16 protein-coding genes and 1 pseudogene are annotated in these 18,307 nt (G+C 72.6%); 6 read left to right on the top strand and 11 right to left on the bottom strand.

The features are described 5' to 3' along the window. Positions 1-55 precede the first annotated feature (55 nt). Complete coding sequence (locus ACGFYU_RS08500; RefSeq protein ID WP_393826513.1) at positions 56-1,465, bottom strand: hypothetical protein; 1,410 nt, start codon at positions 1,463-1,465, stop codon at positions 56-58. Positions 1,466-1,878: 413 nt separating this feature from the next. Between ACGFYU_RS08500 and ACGFYU_RS08495 the strand changes: the two genes are divergently transcribed. Continuing rightward, a complete protein-coding gene (locus ACGFYU_RS08495; RefSeq protein WP_393826512.1) occupies positions 1,879-2,229 on the top strand; it encodes a hypothetical protein in 351 nt (116 codons plus the stop codon). Between the two features lie 14 nt (positions 2,230-2,243). On the opposite strand, the gene ACGFYU_RS08490 is transcribed toward ACGFYU_RS08495, so the two are convergent. From ACGFYU_RS08490 to ACGFYU_RS08475, 4 genes are read right to left on the bottom strand one after another with little or no spacing between them, the layout of a single operon-like run. Beyond that, entirely contained in the window at positions 2,244-4,340 is a 2,097-nt protein-coding gene (locus ACGFYU_RS08490; RefSeq protein WP_393826511.1) for a protein kinase, read from the bottom strand. 23 nt (positions 4,341-4,363) lie between these two features. Further along, positions 4,364-6,565, bottom strand: a complete 2,202-nt coding sequence (locus tag ACGFYU_RS08485; RefSeq protein WP_393826510.1) for a PQQ-binding-like beta-propeller repeat protein — start codon at positions 6,563-6,565, stop codon at positions 4,364-4,366. A 6-nt stretch (positions 6,566-6,571) separates the two neighbouring features. After that, a complete protein-coding gene (locus ACGFYU_RS08480; RefSeq protein ID WP_393826509.1) occupies positions 6,572-7,462 on the bottom strand; it encodes a serine/threonine protein kinase in 891 nt (296 codons plus the stop codon). Positions 7,463-7,500: 38 nt separating this feature from the next. Further along, entirely contained in the window at positions 7,501-7,704 is a 204-nt protein-coding gene (locus ACGFYU_RS08475) for a hypothetical protein (RefSeq protein ID WP_393826508.1), read from the bottom strand. On the opposite strand from ACGFYU_RS08475, the pseudogene ACGFYU_RS08470 reads away from it, so the two are divergent. Continuing rightward, positions 7,691-8,271, top strand: a pseudogene (locus tag ACGFYU_RS08470) (alkene reductase); the annotation flags it as partial. The gene ACGFYU_RS08475 and the pseudogene ACGFYU_RS08470 sit on opposite strands and share 14 nt — an antisense overlap. Here ACGFYU_RS08470 and ACGFYU_RS08465 read toward each other — a convergent pair. After that, positions 8,247-8,942, bottom strand: coding sequence for a TetR/AcrR family transcriptional regulator (locus ACGFYU_RS08465; protein ID WP_393826507.1), 696 nt, complete (start codon positions 8,940-8,942; stop codon positions 8,247-8,249). The pseudogene ACGFYU_RS08470 and the gene ACGFYU_RS08465 sit on opposite strands and share 25 nt — an antisense overlap. Before the next feature lie 115 nt (positions 8,943-9,057). On the opposite strand from ACGFYU_RS08465, the gene ACGFYU_RS08460 reads away from it, so the two are divergent. The 3 genes from ACGFYU_RS08460 to ACGFYU_RS08450 all read left to right on the top strand — a co-directional run bounded on the left by ACGFYU_RS08460 (position 9,058) and on the right by ACGFYU_RS08450 (position 12,456). Further along, on the top strand, positions 9,058-9,693 hold the full coding sequence (locus ACGFYU_RS08460) for an NADPH-dependent FMN reductase (protein ID WP_393826781.1): 636 nt from the start codon (positions 9,058-9,060) through the stop codon (positions 9,691-9,693). Between the two features lie 15 nt (positions 9,694-9,708). Further along, on the top strand, positions 9,709-11,148 hold the full coding sequence (locus ACGFYU_RS08455) for a DHA2 family efflux MFS transporter permease subunit (protein WP_393826506.1): 1,440 nt from the start codon (positions 9,709-9,711) through the stop codon (positions 11,146-11,148). 87 nt (positions 11,149-11,235) lie between these two features. After that, the gene (locus ACGFYU_RS08450) at positions 11,236-12,456 is read left to right on the top strand and encodes a serine hydrolase domain-containing protein (protein WP_393826505.1); all 1,221 of its coding nucleotides are present in this window, start codon (positions 11,236-11,238) and stop codon (positions 12,454-12,456) included. Here ACGFYU_RS08450 and ACGFYU_RS08445 read toward each other — a convergent pair. Further along, positions 12,443-12,808, bottom strand: coding sequence for a hypothetical protein (locus tag ACGFYU_RS08445; RefSeq protein ID WP_393826504.1), 366 nt, complete (start codon positions 12,806-12,808; stop codon positions 12,443-12,445). The two genes, ACGFYU_RS08450 and ACGFYU_RS08445, sit on opposite strands and share 14 nt — an antisense overlap. 168 nt (positions 12,809-12,976) lie before the next feature. Here ACGFYU_RS08445 and ACGFYU_RS08440 point away from each other — a divergent pair, with 168 nt between their 5' ends. Next, positions 12,977-13,480, top strand: coding sequence for a GNAT family N-acetyltransferase (locus ACGFYU_RS08440; protein WP_393826503.1), 504 nt, complete (start codon positions 12,977-12,979; stop codon positions 13,478-13,480). An 18-nt stretch (positions 13,481-13,498) separates the two neighbouring features. Here ACGFYU_RS08440 and ACGFYU_RS08435 read toward each other — a convergent pair whose 3' ends face one another. The 4 genes from ACGFYU_RS08435 to ACGFYU_RS08420 all read right to left on the bottom strand — a co-directional run bounded on the left by ACGFYU_RS08435 (position 13,499) and on the right by ACGFYU_RS08420 (position 18,279). Continuing rightward, a complete protein-coding gene (locus tag ACGFYU_RS08435) occupies positions 13,499-14,173 on the bottom strand; it encodes a hypothetical protein (protein ID WP_393826502.1) in 675 nt (224 codons plus the stop codon). A 62-nt stretch (positions 14,174-14,235) separates the two neighbouring features. Next, a complete protein-coding gene (locus ACGFYU_RS08430) occupies positions 14,236-16,212 on the bottom strand; it encodes a ThiF family adenylyltransferase (RefSeq protein WP_393826501.1) in 1,977 nt (658 codons plus the stop codon). A gap of 31 nt (positions 16,213-16,243) precedes the next feature. Next, positions 16,244-16,801 carry a hypothetical protein gene (locus ACGFYU_RS08425; RefSeq protein ID WP_393826500.1) on the bottom strand — a complete coding sequence of 186 codons (558 nt, stop codon included), beginning with the start codon at positions 16,799-16,801 and terminating at the stop codon, positions 16,244-16,246. A 56-nt stretch (positions 16,802-16,857) separates the two neighbouring features. Next, positions 16,858-18,279 carry a serine/threonine-protein kinase gene (locus ACGFYU_RS08420; RefSeq protein ID WP_393826499.1) on the bottom strand — a complete coding sequence of 474 codons (1,422 nt, stop codon included), beginning with the start codon at positions 18,277-18,279 and terminating at the stop codon, positions 16,858-16,860. Positions 18,280-18,307: the final 28 nt, after the last annotated feature.

The raw sequence follows: 18,307 nt of genomic DNA, 5'->3' as shown, positions 1-18,307 counted from the left end.
CGAGGCTGGCAGCAGTTCGGGATGGGAGCACCTCGCATGGGGGTTCCGTCTCTTCTCAGCGGACCCCCCGGCCGCGGTGTGCTTCGGGGCCATGTGGGCTCCAGCCGTTCAGGTAGGGCGCGAGCTCCTCGGGCTTCGGTTCGCGAGCGGTGGGCATGGCAGGTAGACGGGTCAGTGGGTCGAGGCTCTGAACGTAACGGCGCGCCCAGGTCAGCCATCGTTGTGCCGACTCCATCGCCGTCTCATCTTCTCCAGACGGGTCTTCCAGCCGGCGCTCCAGGGCGTCGCAGTACGCGCTAAGGGCCGCCGCTTCCTGCCACTGGCGGGCCTGAGCGCGGAGTACCTCGGCATATTGCTCCTGGGCGGCTAGCTCCTTCGCCTTCTCCATGGCCGCCCGCCAGCGGACCTCGCGCTCGGCCTTCGCACGCTCCTCGTCTGCCTTCCGCTGCGCGTCCTCTACTGCGCGGGTCTCGATCTCCCGGAGAACGGCTCCCAGGATGTCCTCCAGCACCCAGCGCTTGCGATCGGCCCAGCGGGACTGCCGGCTGGATCGGCTGTAGCCGAGTTCGATCACGAGGCTCTTCGAGCGCTCTGGGTCGGTGGACTGGGGAAACTCCTGATCGATCGTGACGGTGTAGGTGAAGCCGTTCACGACCAAGTCCATTTCGCCCTCGCGGAGGGAGTAGCTGGAGGGGTAGTGACGCCCGTTGTACGTGTAGGCATGGCTGCGCCGGCGGGAGGGGACTTCATGCCCCTTCACCTTGTGCCCTCGACGTACTGCCTCGGCGGCGAGGCCCTGGAGAAGCAGCAACGATCGGCGACGCAGCGGGCCGGGCATGACGAGTCGGCCCTCATCGTCTCTCAGTGCGGCCACGACTGGATGCGGAGAGCGCAACTGAGTGGGTACATGGACGGGCGGCGCCTCATCCGGCCTCTGCCTCAGCGAGTTGGGGTGTGACCCCTCGGCGAGAGAGATCTGCAGGTCGCGATTCCACATGCGGAGGCTCTCGATGCGTTTGCCCTCAGGGACGAGGCTGTGGCGCTTCGCGTAGTCGATCACGCGTCGCCACTCCGTCACCGTCGCGTCGTCGGGCTCGGTGATGGTGACCCGCCTGTCCGTAACAAGTCGCTCGATGAGTTCCTTCGCTTTGGTCCGGCGGGCGAGTGCGACTGGCCTGTCGGCGTAGGACGCGGAGCGGGTGCTGCCTGCCGATTTCCCCTCGGCGATCTTCTTTTCCCCGACGTGTGCGGGGTCGTCCGGGTGGTGGCCGTGCTGGATGTAGAAGGTGCCTGCCTCGGTGACCTGGGCATCCACCTCGCCCCCGCTGCGCTTGATCGTCACCAGCCCGCGGTCGCGCAGCGCGTAGGCGGTGCGGGACTCACCGGGGTCCCAGGGCTCCTTGCCGCTCGCGAGTCGGCCGAGCAGGGCGAGCTGTCGTTCGTTCAGGGGAGACCAGCGATGCATGGCAACAGCTCACCCCGGTGCCGGGCCTGGTGCAATGACTCGTACGGGTGGTCGCTTCTGGCAGCATCGGAGACCTGCGGTTTTGCGGTCGTCGGACGGCCTGCTTGCGTGAGCGCTGCGTGAGCGGACTGGGTGGCACTAGGGTGGACCCAGCGTCATGGCGATCACGGTCGAATGTCTCTGACCTGGGGAAACGGGATTCTGTGGCATCGCTCGGCACCAGCTGGGATGATCTTGTGGGGCCTCGTAATGCGTAGGTCTCGGGTTCGAATCCCGAAGGCGGCTCAGCGAGAAGCCCCAGGTCACTTACGTGACCTGGGGCTTTTGCTGTTCAGCGGATCTTTCGGCAGATGCCGAGTGGCGCGAATGGGTTGGTCGGCTGAGGCTTGTCTGGGACATGAACGGAGGCCGGTATGTCTACGCTCATCATGGAAGAGTCAAGGCCGATCAGCGCGTTCCACCCGGATGACGGCTCGTACACGGCGTATCCCACCACCACGGTGAACGTCCAGATCAAGGGCCTCCAGATCCCCCCTCCACCCGACGGTTGGGAAGTGTTCGTCCACGTGGGGCTCGCCCGTCACGAGGCTGAGCACGCGGAGATCGGGATCATGTCGGTGACCAAGGTGGGCCTTGGGCCGAGCGTGACGTTCGACCCGTGGGAAACAGCGGCCTACGGACAGATCCTGGGGTTCACGGTGGGGGCTTACGCCCGCCATGGCGCCATGCGGGGCTGGTGGCTCTGGCAGCTGTGGAAGACCTGACGTGGTGAGGCGGCTCAGAAGACGGGCAGGGCGCTCAGTGACGTGCCGTCCAGGAGGAACACGCGGTTCGCGTCGGCCGTGATCCAGTAGCGGTCGGGGTTCTTGATGACGCGGAAGACCCACGGGGGCCGGCTCTCGGGCGAGAGGTCGATGACGTTGATGCCTCCCTGGGTCTTGTTGACGGTGACCGACCACAGGCCGTTTCCCTGTACGACGAGCGGGCTGGGCGGGTCGCATTCGAGGAGACCCGCGTAGGACCAGTCGGTTGGCTTGCCGTTGCGGAGGTCGAAGCGGAGGGGGAAGCTCTGAACGGTCGCGTAGACGTGGTCGCCGTGGATGGTCGGAGGGCCCCAGGAGACCGCGCCGCCGTTCGGTGGTTTGGGGTTCTCGGCCGACCAGAGGTCCTTGCCGTCGACGATGTCGAGGGCGGAGAGGTTCTTCCCGGTCACGCACAGGGAGCGGGCGGAGAGGGCGAGCTTCGCCCGGCCGTCTTCGGACTGCTTGCGGCGGTCCCAGGCCTTGCGGCCGTCGGTCGTGTCGAGGGCGACGACGGCCCCGTCCGCCGCGGTGATGACCAGCCGGCCGTGGGCAGCCAGGCCGCGGGAGGCGGCCTTCGTGCCGAGGTCCGCGTCGACTTCGACGGTCCAGCGGATCTTGGCATCGGACCGGCCCACGGCGCGCACCCGCCCGTCCTTGGTGATCAGGTACACGGCCTCGTCGTCCGCGCCGAGGAGCGAGGCGGCTTCCGCCGGGGACGCCCACTTGGGCTTGCCGGTCGAGGCGACGAACGTCACGAGGGTGCCGTTCCGGTCGGTGGCCGCCACCAGTTGGTCGGAGAGGGACAGGTAGCGGTTGGCGGCCACCGCCTCCGGCGCCGACCAGCGGAGCGTGCCGTCGACGACGCTGCGCGCGGTGATGCCGCCCTGGGGGGCTCCGACGATGACGACGTCCCGTACGGGGAGCGGCGCGGGCGAGTCCTCCGAGAGCGCGGAGGGGACGCTCCAGAGCGGCTCGGGAGCCTGGCCGAGGATGTAGTCGCCCTTCTTCGCGTCCAGGACGGGGGCCGTCGGGGTCCGCACGGCCGGAGGGATGTCGAAGGGGCCGCGACCTGAGCTCAGGCTCCACCACGCGGCCGTGCCGCCGCCGACCGCGAGCACGGATCCGCCGACCGCGAGGCCCGTCAGCAGGCGGCGGCGTGAGACGGAGCGCGGTGCGACCCCGCCCGGCACGGTGGTCAGCCGGTGGAGGCTGTGTTCGCGGGTCGTGATGTCCTGCGCGATCGACCCGCGCCGCCAGGCGCGTTCGGCGCCTCGGGGCGGGGCGGAAGAGCGGATGATCTGCTCCGGCGAGGGCCGAGACGCCGGGTCCTTGGCGAGGCACGGGCCGATCAACGGCTGGAGCGTGGGCGGTACGAGGTCCAGGCGCGGCTCGCCGTGGACGACCTCGTACTGCACGGCGGCGACGTGTGAACCCTCGTACGCGTGCCGGCCGCTCGCCGCGTACACCAGGACCGCGCCCAGGGAGAAGACGTCGGCCGGCGGACCGACGCGCTGCCCCAGGACCTGCTCGGGCGCGCCGTAGCCGGGGGTGACCGGGACCTGGCCGGTGGCGGTGAGCGTGAGGCCGTGTTCGGGGCGGGCGATGCCGAAGTCGATGACGCGGGGGCCGGTCGAGGTGAGCACGATGTTGGCGGGCTTCAGGTCGCGGTGGACGAGGCCGGCGGCGTGGATGTCGCGGAGCGCGTGGGCGAGCGCCGCGGCCAGGGCCCGTACCGTCGGTTCGTCGAACGGCCCGTGGGAGCGGACGGCGTCCGCGAGGGTCGGCCCGGTCAGGAACTCGGTGGCGATCCACGGACGCCCGCCCTCCGTCCGGGCGTCCAGGACGCGGGCGACGGATCCGCCGCTGACCGCCCTGGCCATCTGGGCCTCGCGGAAGAATCGTTGCGTCAGGTTCTGGTCGTGCGTCAGATGGGGGTGCAGCACCTTGACGGCGGCGGCGTGCCCCTCGCCGTCCTGACCGACGTAGACCTTGCCCATGCCGCCTTCGCCGAGCACGGCGAGGACGCGGTACGGGCCCAGTCGGATCGGGTCTCCGGTTTCCAGGGGCTTCATTGCGTGTGAGGCTTTCTGTGAGCTCAGGCGAGGGGGTACGCGGCGGTGTACTCGTCGCCGATGGCGATGAGCCGGCTGGCGGACGCGTCGGCGAAGTACCGCGCCTTGGCGGCTTTGACGGGACGGGTGACGGCACCGGTCCGGATGTCCGCGGCGACCAGCCCGGACGAGGCCTTGCTGTAGGCGTAGACGTACGCGATCCCGACCGCGGGCGGGGTGTCGAGGTCCTCGGCGGGGACCTCGCGGCCCTTCTCCGCCCACCGCAGTGCGCCGTTCGTGGCGTCGAGCGCGACCAGGCCGCGGCCCTCCTCCACCGCGTACACCACACCGTCCTTGACGGCCGGGGGGCTGAACCGCGCCCCCGGAGTGCGCCCTTCGAAGCGCCAGGCCTCCTTGCCGTCGGCCAGGGAGAGCGCGAGGAGTTCACCCGCGGACGGGTACACGTGCGGGCCGTCCGCGGCCACATGGGCCCGGCTGAAGGCCGACTGCTTGCCGTCGAGCGGCCGGTCCCAGAGCGCTTTGCCCCGCCGTGCGTCGTGTACGACGAGGCGCGGTCGTCCGTCGGCGGACTGCTGGACGAGGACCAGGTGTTCACCCACGGCCCGGGCGGACAGGAAGTGCAGGCGCTCGGACCCGTCCGGTCGGGCGGGGAGCGGGACCTCCCAGAGCTTGCTGCCCGAACGGGAGTCGATGCCCAGCAGGAACCACGTCTGGTCCTTGCCGAAGGTGCCTTTGGTGTGGGGGCCCCGGCCGCCTGCCAGGTAGACGGCGTCGGCCGTAGCGCACAGCAGTTGGGTTCCGTAGAGGATCGCTCTCAGGTCCTTGAGCTCGCTGAACGGGGCCTTGAGCCTTCCGGTGGCCGGATCGACCGTGGAGACCTTGAGGGGATCGGTCTCTTCGAGGGTGTAGTCGGCGGCGTAGAGCTGCTTTCCGTCCGTGGCGGTCCGGCGCATGAACCAGATGCCGGGGTCGGGCCACTTCGCCGTTCCCGTCACGGGATCCAGCCCCTGTACGCCGTTCTCGCCCACGACGAGCAGTCCGTCCAGGACGAGCGGGGCGGGGGGAGTGAGCGGCGGGTCGGCGTAACTGGTCCGCGCTTGCCAGAGCAGGTCCCACGCGGGCTGCCTCGCGCCGGTGGCGGGCGGCTTCGGGTCGGTGCCGTCCTGACGGCCCAGCCATGCCCAGGCGCCGGCTCCGACCGCCGCCGCTGCGAGTACGGAACTCCCTGCGAGGGTCAGGAGCCTGCGGCGGGACAGGACGGGCGGGGTGGACGGGGTGGACGGGGTGCCGCTCGGGAAGGTCTCGGCGAGGTCGTGTCGCGGCGGAGCCGGGAGGCGGTGGGGCCGGGCATGCCAGACGCCGCCGGCGCGGCGGGCGATCTCCGCGAGCAGGGGCCCGGGGAGATGGCCGGCGAAGCCGCCCTGCCCGGGGTGCAGCAGGGTGGCGAGCTCGGTGGTGGTGGGGCGGTCGGCGGGGTTCTTGCCGAGGCAGCGGGTCAGGATCGGGAGCAGGGCCGGGGGGACTCCGGTGAGGTCGGGGTCGGCGTAGCGGACGCGGTAGACGAGGTCGGCGTGCCGGCCGGTGCCGAAGGGCCCGTGGCCGGTGGCCGCGTAGGTGAGGACGCCGGCGAGTGCGAAGACGTCGCCCGCGGAGGTGTGCTCCTGGCCGGTCGCCTGCTCGGGGGACATGAAGGCGGGGGTGCCCGCGACGGTACCGGTGCGGGTGAGGCGGTTGTCGCCGAGGGCACGGGCGATGCCGAAGTCGATGACCTTGGGACCGTCCGCCGTGATCATGATGTTGGAGGGCTTGAGGTCGCGGTGGACGACGTCCGAGGCGTGCAGCTGGGCCAGAGCCGCGCACAGCAGGGTGCCCAGGGCGCGTACCGCGGGCTCGGGGAGCGGCCCCGCGAGGGAGACGGCGTCGTCGAGGGGCGGGCCGAGCACGTACTCGGTGGCCAGCCAGGGGGTTTCGGCGTGCGGGTCGGCCTCGAAGACCCGGGCGCCGTGGACGGGGCCGATGACGCGGGCCGCGTCCACTTCGAGGCGGAAGCGGGTGCGGACGGCGGGGTCGGTGGCGATGTGGGCGTGCATCGTCTTCAGCGCTGCCGTACGGCCCGTGGCCGATCGGGCGAGGTAGACGGTGCCCATGCCGCCGCTGCCCAGGCGGGCGATGAGGCGGTAGGCACCGAGCCGGTGCGGGTCGTCGTGCGTGAGCGGGGAGAGCATCAGCCGTCAGTCCAGGGAGCCGGGAGCGGGAAGTTCGGCCGCGAGGACCTGCGCCGACTGGCGCGCGAGCGCGGCGACCACGGGTGCCGGCAGGGGGATCGGCGCGGCCCCGTCCAGGACGGTGGCCTCATGTACGGGCGTACGAGCGGCCGGCTCCAGGTGGGTGAGGACCTGGTGCGCCCGCGGACGCCTCTCGGGGTCGCGGGAGAGGCATGCGGAGATCAACTCGCGTAGAGAGGAGGGAAGTTCGTCGCGTTCGGGGACGGTGTGGCCGGTTGCCGCGTAGGCGAGTACCGCCCCCAGGGCATACACGTCGCCCAGCGGGCGCGGCCGTCCACCTGCCGCTTGTTCCGGGGCGAGGCTGCCGGAGTCGAGGCCGGGCAGGCCGCTGCGCCGCTCGCCGTCCGGGGCCGCGGCCCGTACCGCCCCGAAGCAGCCCATGCGGGGGCCTTCGGTGGTGAGCAGTACGGCGGCGGGGGACAGGCCCGCGTGCGTCACGCCCTGGGCGTGGGCGGTGGCCAGCGTCCGGGCGAGGGCGGCGCCCAGGGCCCGTACGACCGGCTCGGGCAGCGGAAGGCCGTGCGCCCGCAGGGCGGCGGGGAGCGGGAGGGCGGGGACGTACGGCGCGGTGCACCAGGGGAGCTCGGCGGTGCCGCCGACCTCGCCGACCGGCAGGAATCCCGGTATCGAGAGCCGACGGGCGCCCTCTGCCTCGACCGCCCAGCGGGTCGGGTCAACGTCGGTGCGCGGGAGGAAGGCGAGGAGCGTGCGGTCGCCGTCGGCGCTGCGGACGATGAAGCGCCGTGCGGGAACGGCCTGTTCGGGCTCCGCGTCGAAGCGGGCCAGGGTGGTGTGGGGTCCGATCCGCGGGGGGTCGTCGTGGCGCAGCCGTTCCATGCGCGATCTCCCCCGGTCCGTGTTGAGCCAGGGCCAGCCTACTCAAGCGCCGGTGCGGGGGCGGAAGACGTGGGGCACAGTTCCACGAAGGCGCGGACCAGGGGGGTTTCCGCGGTGGTCGGCCAGATGAAGCCGTAGTCGATCGGCGGGGCGTCGTGGAAGGGCACCCAGGTGACGTCGGGGCGGCTGTAGTAGCGCTCCGTGGTGGCGGACGCGGGCGAGACTCCGTGGCGGCGGGTCACCGAGGCGGTGCGCGAGGCGGGCGGGCGGATGTTCCTGCAGCTGCAGCACGGCGGCCGGGTCGGCCACCCCGTGGCCCACCGCATCCGGTTCGCCGTCGAGGTGGTCCGGGCCGTCGCGGCGGAGATCGGGCCCGAGCGGGTCGGCGCGCGGATCGCTCCCGGGCTCACCGTCAACGGGATCGAGGAGGGCGACACCCAGGACATCTACCCGACGTTCATCGACGCCCTGACGGAGGTCGGCGGCCTCGCGTACGTGCACGTCGTCTTCGCGGACCCGGACCAGCCCCTCTTCCAGGAGATCCGCAAGGCCTGGAGCGGGGTGCTGATCGCGAACCCCGTCCTCGGCTGGGGCGGCCGCTGCCCGCCGACGGCGGCCGGTACGAGGCCGAGCGGCTCCTCGCCGCCGGGGCGGACCTGATCTCGCTCGGCCGGCCGTTCCTCGCCAACCCCGATCTGGTGGAACGACTGCGTACGGGCGCGCCGGTCAACCCCGTACGGGACGCGGCCCTCTTCTACACCGGCGGGGCCGACGGATACACCGACTACCCCGCTCTCGGGGCCCGGTAGGCGCGGAGGAAGGCGGCCACGCCGGCCGTGATCAGGTGCTCGGTGCGGTCCTTCGGCAGGGGCAGGACGCCGTAGTGGGAGAGCTGCATGATCGACTGTGAGGTCAGTGCCGTGAAGTGGGTGCCGGCCAGGGCCGGGTCGCCGTGGGTGTCGATCAGGCCGGCCGCGGCGAGGCCCGTCATCGCGTCGGCGAGGGCGCGGCCGACCGGCTCCGGGCCGGCGCTCTTCCAGGCTTCCAGGACCTCCGCCGGTACGTGGTCGGCCTCGGCGTGGATGTGCCGGACGAGCGCGAAGTGGTCCCGGTAGTCGGCGATGAGGTCGACGAACGCGCGGGCCAGGGCGACGAGGTCGCGCTCCAGATCGTCCGGGTGGGGCGGGCGCTCGGGGGGCAGGAGGGACCGGAGCCGGGAGATCTGGGCGTCCTTCACGTCGTTCGACGTCCAGGTGACGACGGTGCGGAAGAGCTCCGCCTTGCCGCCCGGGAAGTGGTTGTAGAGGGTGCGCGTCGAGATGCCGGCCGCGGCGGCGAGCGCGTCGACCGAGGCGCGGGCGTAGCCCTCGCGGCCGAAGACCCCGCAGGACGTGCGGACCATGGCGATCTGCTTCTCCAGCTTGCGGGGTGGGACCTCGCGCCGCGCCTGGTCCATCCAGGCCTCGTTGCTGCCGTTCATAGCCGTTTCCTCGTGATCGAAGTACAACGACCGTTGTATTTTTTACAACGTACGTTGTACTTTACCGGAGGGGAGGCCGCACCGGGTGGCCGACCCGCTCGACGAGGGGATCGCCATGCCTGCTGCCGAAGCCGTGACCGCCGCTTCCACCACCGCCCGTGAGGACGCGCCGCTGCGCGTCGCCGTCATCGTCGGCAGCGTCCGCGAGGGGCGTGCCGCGCCGGCCGTCGCCGACTGGTTCCTCGGCACTGCCGAACGGCACGGCGGGCTGGAGCTGGACGTCATCGACCTCGCGGACGTCCCGCTGCCGCTGGCCATGCCGGACTGGGGCGGTACGCCGAGCCCGGAGGCCGCCGCCGCGCTGGCCGACGTCACGCCGCGGCTGGCCGACGCCGACGCGTACGTGGTCGTCACCCCCGAGTACAACCACAGCTTCCCGGCCGCCCTGAAGAACCTCATCGACTGGCACCACGGGCAGTGGCGCGCCAAGCCCGTCGGCTTCGTCTCGTACGGCGGGCTCAGCGGCGGCCTGCGGGCGGTCGAGCAACTGCGGCTCATCTTCGCCGAGTTGCACGCCATGACGATGCGCGACGCCGTCAGCCTGCACGGGCCGTGGTCGGGGCTCGGGAAGGACGGCGTGCCGCGCGACGCGGCCGTGGCCGAGAGCGCGGCCAAGGGGATGCTCGGCCAGCTGCTCTGGTGGGGGCGGGCGCTGCGCACGGCCCGCGCGAACCGTCCGTACGAGGGCTGAGGGGAGCGGGGGGGCATGTCAACGACCAAGACCGGCGGGCCGGTCGTCGGGACACCGGCACAGGGGCCGGACCGCACCGCGACCGCGTTCGACTCCGCGGTGTTCACCCGGACCATCACCGTCGTGATCATCGGCTCCGTGATGTCGGTGCTCGACATGACGATCGTCAACGTCGCGCTGCGCAGCCTCTCGGAGGCGTTCCACGCGCCCCTGGAGACGATCCAGTGGGCCGCCACCGCCTACACGCTCGCGCTCGCCGCCGTCATCCCGACCGCGGCGTGGGCGATGGGGCGGATCGGCGCCAAGCGCACGTACCTGACCGCCCTCGTCCTGTTCACGCTCGGATCGCTGCTCGCGGCGGTGGCGTGGGACGCGAGCAGCCTGATCGCCTTCCGCGCGGTGCAGGGGCTCGGCGGCGGGCTGCTCATGCCCGTCGGCATGACGATGGTGATGCGCGCCGCGGACCGCTCGCGGCTGGGGCGGGCGATGGCGCTGAGCGGGCTGCCCATCATCATCGGGCCGGTGATCGGGCCGGCGCTGGGCGGCTGGCTGGTGGACACCGTCTCCTGGCGCTGGATCTTCCTGGTCAACCTGCCCATGGGGGCGCTGGCCCTGGTGCTCGCCGCGAAGCTGCTGCGGCCCGACGCACCGCGTGAAGGGGGTGCGGCGGCTCCCCGGCTGGACGTGCCGGGCCTGCTGATGCTCTCTCCCGGGCTGGCGCTGCTGCTGTTCGGGCTGGCGCGAGGCGGGGAGCGCGGTGACTTCGCCGCGGCCGGGGCGCTCGTACCCACGGTGGCCGGTGCCGTGCTCGTGGCCGGCTTCGTGTGGCGGGCGCTGACGGCCCGCGAACCGCTGCTCGACCTGCGGCTGCTGGGCGACCGTACCTTCGCCGCCGGCATCGGCACGCTCGCGCTGTTCACCTGCGGCTACTTCGGCTCGATGCTGCTCGGGCCGCTGTACTGGCAGCAGGTGCAGGGGGCCGGGGCGAAGACGTCGGGGCTGCTGGGCGCGCCGGTGGGGCTCGCGGTCGGCATCGCGATGCAGATCGCGGCACGGCGCGTCGACCGGGTGTCGCCGCGGCGCCTGGTCCCGGCCGGGATCGCGGTGGGGGCGCTCGGCATGGCGCTGTCGGCCTTCCACGTCGGGCTGCAGGACGTGGCGGCCTGGCGGGTCGTCGGCTCGGCGATGGTGATGGGGGTCGGCGCGGGGATGGTCCTGATGCCGACGATGACCACGGCGAGCCGGGGCCTGCCGAACGACCGCATGGCCGCGGCGAGCACGGCGCTGAGCATCAACTCGCAGGTCTGGGCCTCGGTGGGGACGGCGCTCATCTCCGTACTCCTCGGCTCGGCCGGGGCGGACCCGGCCGGCTTCCGCCTCGCGTACGCGGCCGCGGCGACCCTCCTCGCCCTGGCCCTCCTCCCGGCGACCCTCCTCCCGAGCCGCCGCCCCTGAAGCGCGCCGTACCCGGGTCGCTGGGGGTGGGGCGGGGGGATACGTTGGAGGGGTGGGGGCTTGGCTTGGGGTGGTAGGAGGCCGGGCATGACGACGCGCTGGCGGAAGACCGCCGTCGGGGCGGCCGCGGTGGGGCTGGTGGTGGTTCCCGCGGGGGTGGGGGCCGGGTACGCGTGGGACGCGGCGGTGTCCGCGCCCGCCGCGGTGTCCGCGGGTCCGACGCCCGGGTCCGAGGAGTTTCCGCAGCTGACCCCGGCCGTGGCCGCGCAGTTGGACCAGGCCGTCAAGAAGGTGCTGGCCGAGACGAAGGTGCCGGGGGTCATGGTGTCCCTGTCGGCCCCCGGGAAGGGCGAGTACGTACGGGCCTTCGGGGTCGCCGACAAGGCGACGGGCGCACCGATGGCCACGGACATGAACATGCGGATCGGCAGCGTCACCAAGACCTTCACCGTGACCGCCCTGCTCCAGCTGGTGGACGAGAAGAAGGTGGGTCTGGACGACCCGATCGGGAAGTACATCAGCGGGGTCCCCAACGGCGACCGGATCACCCTGCGCCAGCTGGCCGAGATGCGGAGCGGGCTGTTCAACTACTCCGCCGACGAAGGCTTCTACAAGGCGCTGACGAGCGATCCCCGACGGCCGTTCACCCCACAGGAGTTGCTCGACTTCTCCTTCCGGCACCCGGTGTTGTTCGCGCCGGGCACGGAGTTCTACTACTGCAACACCAATCTGGTCCTGCTCGGGCTGGTGGTGGAGAAGGTCAGCGGCGACAAGCTCGCCCACTACATAGACACCAAGGTCGTCAAGCCGGCCGGGCTGAAGCACACGCTGTTCCCCACCGGTGCGGAATTCCCCAGTCCGCACGCCCAGGGCTACACGGACCAGACGGCCTCCGGGAAGACCGAGGACGCCGCCGACTGGAACCCCTCCTGGGGCTGGGCGGCCGGCGCGATGATCTCGGACCTCGGTGACCTCAAGTCCTGGGCGAAGACCCTGGCCACCGGGACCCTGCTCACCCCCGCGACCCAGGCCCAGCGGCTGAAGGTGGTCCCGGCGCTGCCGGGCACGGGGTACGGCCTCGGCATCTTCAACGTCCAGGGCTGGATCGGGCACAACGGGTCACTGCCGGGCTATGGGGCGCTGGTGGTGTACATGCCGCAGACGCAGGCCACGCTGGTGCTGCTGCTCAACACGGACATCGGCTACGAGGGGAACGAGCCGAGCACCGTCTTCGGCGAGGCAATCACGAAGATCGTCACCCCGGAGCACGTGTTCACGCTGCCGGCGCAGCCGGTCACCGGCCATTGATCCCTCGGGCGCGCGGCTGCGGCTCGACGACTACCTCGTACACATGGCCCAGCACCCGCCCCCGCAGCACCCGTACGACCGCCCCCTCGCGCAGTGCCTCGACGTGCCGGGGCAGTACGGGCCAGGCGGTGATCGAGGTCCGGCCGCCCGGGTCGACCGCCAGGTGCCGGATCCCCCGGGCGGTGCGCAGCCGGACCACCTCGCCCTGCGTCCACGCGCGCCGCGACAGGTCGAGCAGGGCCGCCGCGAGCAGGACGGCGTAGCCCACGAGGGCGAGGGACCCCGGTACGAGCAGCGCGACCCCGGCCCAGGCGGCGGCCTCGCGCGGCACCGCCCAGCGGGCCGACGGCATCGGCGCGTCCAGCGGTCCGGACAGGGCGAGGAAGGCGAGGAGCCCCCCGATCGGAGCCGGTCCCCTGCCGGTTCCGGCCGTAGCGTAGGGCCGCCGAGGTGGATTTTCAGCCCCCGCGCACAATGGTTCACGGCGCGCGGGAGTGGATTGCGGACGAGGGAGATGCACATGAGCGGTCAGGCGGCACAGGACGGGCGCCCGTCCCCGCAGGCGGAGTCCGAGGTCGCGGTGCGCACCGCGGGCGAGGCGGACCTCGACGTGGCCGCGGAGCTGTTCCGCGGCTACCTGGACTTCTACGAGGTGGACGTCGAGGATCCCGGCGGCCCGCGCGCGTTCCTGGCGGAGCGGATCGGCAAGGACGAGTCGCTCGTGCTGCTCGCCGAGGTGCCGGGAGCCGGCACGGTCGGCTTCGCCCAGGTCTACCGCGCCTTCTCCTCGCTCACCCTGAGTACCGCGTGGATCCTCAACGACCTGTACGTCGCCCCCTCCGGCCGCCGCACGGGCGCCGGCCGGGCGCTGCTGCGCGAGGTGCTGCGCCGGGCCCGCGAGGCCGGGGTGGCCGGGGTGCAGCTGGAGACCGCGTACGACAACCACGTCGCGCAGGGGCTGTACGAGGCGGAGGGCTTCGTCCGCGAGGAGTTCCACGTCTACTTCCACGACCTCGGCCGATGACGCGCGGTCCGTACGGCGCTACTCGCGCACCCGGATCCCGTACAGGAACCACGCGCTGAGCAGCAGCAGCGCGGCGGTGAGCGGCCACATGCGGAGCAGCGCGGGGCCGCTCGCCACCAGCGCGGCGAGACCGTAGAGCGCGACGGCCGAGCCCAGCAGCCCCTGGAGGACGACCGGGGTCCTGGCCGCCCGGACGACGAGCAGCAGCAGGACGGCGCAGGCCGGGTACAGCCACGGATAGTCCCGTCCGGGGCCCTGGAAGAGCACGAAGTCGCGCACATCGGAGTACGCGGACCAGGCCGTCTCCTTCGCGGACAGTTCGAGCGGGTACCGCCAGTGCACCGACAGCTCCGCCGCCTTCTGGAACGGGAGGGTCCAGTCCGTCAGGAGGAGGACCTGCCAGAGGAGGAGCACCAGTGCGCCGGCCTGGCCCACTCCGGCGAAGCCGCCCAGCCCGGCCCGGGAGCGGGGTGACGGAGGGGTGTAGGGGGCGTAGACCGGTGCCGGTGCCGGTGCCGGGGCCGGGGCGGGTGCGGGTGCCGGCCTGGGCCGCGGGGGCGGCGGAGTCGGAGGTGCCTGGCGCGGCGGGGGCGGAGTCGGAGGCGCCGGAGGCACGGGCGGGCCCGCGGGCTTGCCGTACTTGAGCCGGGCCTCGCGGGCGCGGCGCATCGCCTCGGTGGTGTCGTCGGCCATGTCCCCTGTACCTGTCCTCTGCTCCCTGTTCGACTGCGTGTGTCCGGGCCCGTCGCCCGGGGTCAGCGGTGGCGGCCCCCGGCGGGGCCGCCGTTGCGGGCGCGCTGCCGTTCCTCGTACGCCTGCTTCTGCCGCCGGGTGATCTCCGCGTCGTCGCCCCGGCCGGTCTGCTCCCGGGGGTCGCTGCGCAGCGAGAAGTCCCCGCAGACCCGGCAGTCGGGGCGTCGCCGGGTGCGCGGCCAGATGCTCTGGAAGGCGTACTGCCCGGGGACCTCGCCCAGGACCCGGGGGAAGAACCAGTGGTCGGGTTCCATCGCGAACAGCGCCATGGAGAGGTCCTTGCGGAGCGGGGTGGCCAGGAAACCGCCGATCCGTTCGTGGCCGCCCGGGTGCAGCAGGGCCAGCGCGATCTTCGCGGCGGCCGCGGTCAGGTGGTGGATGTCCGTCAACAGGCCCGGTACGGCGTACATCCGGCCCGTCCCGTAGTCCGTGCGCGGCTGGTGGCCCAGCTCGCCCAGGGACTCGCGGACCCCGCCGGTGGCGCACAGCCAGCAGGGGGATCCGGGGGTGGTGAACACGACCTCCCCGCCCGCCGCGCCCTCGTACAGCCCGACGAAGAGGGCCGGGCGGCCGACGAAGTACGCGAGGTGGTTGAGGCGGTCCTGGGCGTGGTTGTCGTCGGTCGCGGCGATCACCAGCTGGGCGTCGGAGATCCGCTGCAGCCAGCTGTGGTTGTCCAGGGCGGCGACCTCGCGCTTGAGGACGGTGATCTGCAAGCGGCGGTTCACCCGCTTCAGGCGCCGGGCGGTGGCCTTGGCCTTGTTCCGGCCGATGTCCCGTGAGTCGAACATCGACCGGCCCAGGTTGGCCGGCTCCACCCGGTCGGGGTCGACCAGGGTGATCCTGCCGACCCCCGAGCGGACCAGCACTTCGGCCAGGTAGCTGCCGACCGAGCCGACACCGACGAGCAGGACGTGGCTGTCGGCGAGGGCGGGTGACAACAGCCCCCCGGTACGGGCGAACAGCCCCGCGCGGGCCGCCCGGGTCCGGCCGATTCCGACCCGCATGGTCAGCCGCCGGATCCGCCCGGGGGACCGCTCGGCGGGACGGGCCTCGGTGTCGGAGGAGACCGGCGAGGGCGGGGGACCGGGCGGCGCAGCGGCCACGGGCGCGGGCGCCGACGGGCGCGGCTCGGGCAGCGAGGGCTGAGCGGCCGGGGAGGGGACGGGCGAGGGAGGGGCGAGGTCGGCGGCACCCGCGCCCGAACCGGGACCGGCCCCACCGCCCCCGTTCCGCAGCGCCTCCCGGAGCCGTTCCCGCTCCGGCACCCGGTGGTCCCACGCCAACTCGCTGACCAGCAGCTCCGGATGGCGCCCGTCGGCCCCGGCCTCCTCCAGCAGCAGCGGCGCCGTCACCGGGAAGTCCGGCGTGGCGAAGAGGTACCGCCGGGCCCCGGAGCGGCCCCGCGGCAGGGGGACCCGTACGCCGGCCACCCCGCCGACCACACAGGTCAGCGGGTAGGCGTCGGACCAGGAGATCCCGGCCTCCCGGAGGGCGGCGGCCAGGGGCACGACCACCGGGCGCAGCGGTTGGAGCTGCACGCCGCGGGCGGTCCACATGGCTCCGAAGAAGGACATCCGGGCGTTCTCGACGGCGAGTTCGTGCCGGTCGAGCGGGGTGGTGAGGTCGTGGGTGACGATCGGGGCGATGTACCGCCCGAGGTCGGGGACGGCCTCCAGGGTGCGGCCGTATTCGCGGTGGTCCTGCCGGGAGGGGTGCGGCATGCCGAGCGGGTGCGAGTGGACGATGCCCTTGAACCGGATCGGACCGGCCGCCTCCTGGCGGCCGATCTCGTCCAGCAGCCAGGCGGTGTTGCTGTACTCCACCCGCGTCACCTGTGCGTGGGCGTCGTGCACGAAGCCGGTCAGCACGTCGCGGCCGCGCAGCCCGAGCAGGGCGCCGCCCTGCTCGGGCCTGGTCCGCCCGATGTCCTTTCCCACCTGGTCGATCACGTAGTCGAAGACATGTACGGGCAGCACGGCATCGGTCCCTTCCGCTCCGGGTGGGCTGCTACTGCTTGCGGTTGAAGGGGAAGGGGTGGCCCATCTCGACGAAGTCCACGCCGAGGGCCCAGGCCGCCGAGCGGGCGTAGGCGTCCTGGAGGGTGGGCTGGCCCGAACCGGGCCGCTCGGACAGGCAGATCAGGCCGCTGCCGTAGAGGTGCACGCCGTGCGCGTCGTGGCTGGGCAGGGTTTCCAGTTCGGGCTCGATCAGCCGCACCTGGTACTCGGTGCCGTTGAAGTGGGCGCACATCACGTACGTCCGGTTGAACATCGTGGTGATCTCGTAGACCCAGCCCTCGGCGCCGGGGGCGTCCTCGTAGTAGGTGTTGGCGGGGAACTTGGTCCGTACGATCTCGTACTCGCGGGCGAGGCGGGCCTCCGCGCTGAGGGCGGCGAAGGTGCTCTGCGGGACTCTCGACAGCGGGGCGTCGTCCTCGCCGCCGGTACCGAGGCGGACCTTGCCGTCGCGGTCGACGTAGACCTCCTGCTCTTGGCCCGTCGACTTTTTGGACTGGCTGGCGAAGAAGCTGTCCCGGATCGCGTTGAGGTCGTACATGTCAGCCATGTTCGTCATCCCTCCCCAGGGGAACGGTGGCGGTGCGGTGATGCGGTGCGAAGCGGTCAGGCGGTCGGGTCGCGGGAGATGAGCTCCCACACCCGGACGGTCCTCGGATCGTCGGGGCCGTGCGCGGTCAGGTGGTCCTGGTACAGGGCCTCGAACTCGGCGGCGGCGAGGGCCTGTTCCCCGGCGGCGGCCAGCCAGTGGGCCCGGTCGTAGCGGATCTCCGACAAGCGCGGGTCGGTCGCGGAGAGGACTCCGGCGACCGCGGTGAGGAGCTCCAGCAGGTGCTGCGCGGCCAGCGCGGCGTGCCCGGCCTCGCCCAGGTAGCGGGCCAGGTTGAGGGAGCACACGAGGGCCAGTTCGTCGTCGGCGCCGAGCACTTGGCGGGCCCGCGCGGCCACCGGGGCGAGCCGGTCGGCGGCTTTGGAGGGCTGCCCGGCCCGGGCGAGGGCCTGGGCGAGGTGCAGGACGACCAGCCAGCCGCCGCGGTGGTCGGAGGGCAGCACACCGGAGGCGTAGTCGAGGACCTCGGCGAGGCGGCTGACCCGCTCGACGGGGTCTTCCACGGTCTCCAGTACGGCATTGCACCGGGCCGCGACCTCGGCCGCCGGGTCGGCCGGCGGGCCGGGCGGCGGGGCCGGGGGCGGCGGGGTGTGAGGGGAGGAGACCACGGTCGGCGGCGGTGCGGCCGCCGTGCTGAGGGCCCGGAACAGCGCGGCCATCTCCCGTGCGTCGGCCGGGCGGTGGCCGGGGTTCTTGGCGAGCAGCCGGGTCACGAGGACGTCCACGGCGGGCTGCACCTCCGGGCGCAGTTCGCGTACGGAGGGCACCACGGCGTGGCAGTGCTGCTTGGCCAGGGCCCCGTAGTCCCCGCGGGAGACGTAGGGCTGGCGGCCGGTGAGCATCTCGAACAGGACGCAGCCGACGGAGTAGAGGTCGGTGGCGGGGGTGACGGGCTCCAGGAGGAACCGCTCCGGGGCCATGTACTCGGGCGTGCCGAGGAGTTGGCCGGTCGCGGTCACTCCGGCGGCGTACCCGAGCTCGCCGACGGGGGTGTAGGAGCGGGCGATGCCGAAGTCGAGCAGGACCAGCCGGTCGGCGGGCTCCCGGACCATGACGTTGCCCGGTTTGACGTCGCGGTGGACGAGGTCGCGGGCGTGGACGGGGACCAGCGCGTCGCACAGCTGGGCGGCCCAGGCCAGGGCCTGGGCCACGGGCAGCCGGTGCCCCTTGGGAACGGCGGCGCGCAGGGTGCGGCCCTCGATGAACTGGGTGATCAGGTAGAACTGCCAGGCCCCGCCGATCCGGGCCTCGTCCACGTCGTGGATCCGGACGATGTGCGGATCGTCGATGGCGGCGAGGATCCGCGCTTCGCGGAGGAAGCGACGGGCCGAATGGGTGTGGCGGTCCGCGACGCGGAGGAACTTGGCGACGACGGTGCGGTCCAGCCGCAGGTCGTGGGCTTTCCAGACTTCTGCCATGCCTCCATGGAATTGCTCAAGTAACTCG

Origin of the sequence: Streptomyces sp. NPDC048337 (assembly GCF_043201175.1) — a bacterium.
In the GTDB taxonomy this organism is placed as follows: domain Bacteria; phylum Actinomycetota; class Actinomycetes; order Streptomycetales; family Streptomycetaceae; genus Streptomyces.
The sequence above is the reverse complement of the archived record's forward strand: the minus strand, read 5'-3'. Positions and strand labels throughout refer to the sequence as shown.

Excerpts from the sequence above, each read along its gene's own strand:
- ACGFYU_RS08435 (WP_393826502.1), bottom strand. The coding sequence starts at position 14,173 with ATGGCCGACGACACCACCGAGGCGATGCGCCGCGCCCGCGAGGCCCGG.
- ACGFYU_RS08490 (WP_393826511.1), bottom strand. The coding sequence starts at position 4,340 with ATGAAGCCCCTGGAAACCGGAGACCCGATCCGACTGGGCCCGTACCGC.
- ACGFYU_RS08440 (WP_393826503.1), top strand. The coding sequence starts at position 12,977 with ATGAGCGGTCAGGCGGCACAGGACGGGCGCCCGTCCCCGCAGGCGGAG.
- ACGFYU_RS08450 (WP_393826505.1), top strand. The coding sequence starts at position 11,236 with ATGACGACGCGCTGGCGGAAGACCGCCGTCGGGGCGGCCGCGGTGGGG.
- ACGFYU_RS08455 (WP_393826506.1), top strand. The coding sequence starts at position 9,709 with ATGTCAACGACCAAGACCGGCGGGCCGGTCGTCGGGACACCGGCACAG.
- ACGFYU_RS08460 (WP_393826781.1), top strand. The coding sequence starts at position 9,058 with ATGCCTGCTGCCGAAGCCGTGACCGCCGCTTCCACCACCGCCCGTGAG.
- ACGFYU_RS08500 (WP_393826513.1), bottom strand. The coding sequence starts at position 1,465 with ATGCATCGCTGGTCTCCCCTGAACGAACGACAGCTCGCCCTGCTCGGC.
- ACGFYU_RS08495 (WP_393826512.1), top strand. The coding sequence starts at position 1,879 with ATGTCTACGCTCATCATGGAAGAGTCAAGGCCGATCAGCGCGTTCCAC.
- ACGFYU_RS08420 (WP_393826499.1), bottom strand. The coding sequence starts at position 18,279 with ATGGCAGAAGTCTGGAAAGCCCACGACCTGCGGCTGGACCGCACCGTC.
- ACGFYU_RS08425 (WP_393826500.1), bottom strand. The coding sequence starts at position 16,801 with ATGGCTGACATGTACGACCTCAACGCGATCCGGGACAGCTTCTTCGCC.
- ACGFYU_RS08480 (WP_393826509.1), bottom strand. The coding sequence starts at position 7,462 with ATGGAACGGCTGCGCCACGACGACCCCCCGCGGATCGGACCCCACACC.
- ACGFYU_RS08485 (WP_393826510.1), bottom strand. The coding sequence starts at position 6,565 with ATGCTCTCCCCGCTCACGCACGACGACCCGCACCGGCTCGGTGCCTAC.
- ACGFYU_RS08445 (WP_393826504.1), bottom strand. The coding sequence starts at position 12,808 with ATGCCGTCGGCCCGCTGGGCGGTGCCGCGCGAGGCCGCCGCCTGGGCC.
- ACGFYU_RS08465 (WP_393826507.1), bottom strand. The coding sequence starts at position 8,942 with ATGAACGGCAGCAACGAGGCCTGGATGGACCAGGCGCGGCGCGAGGTC.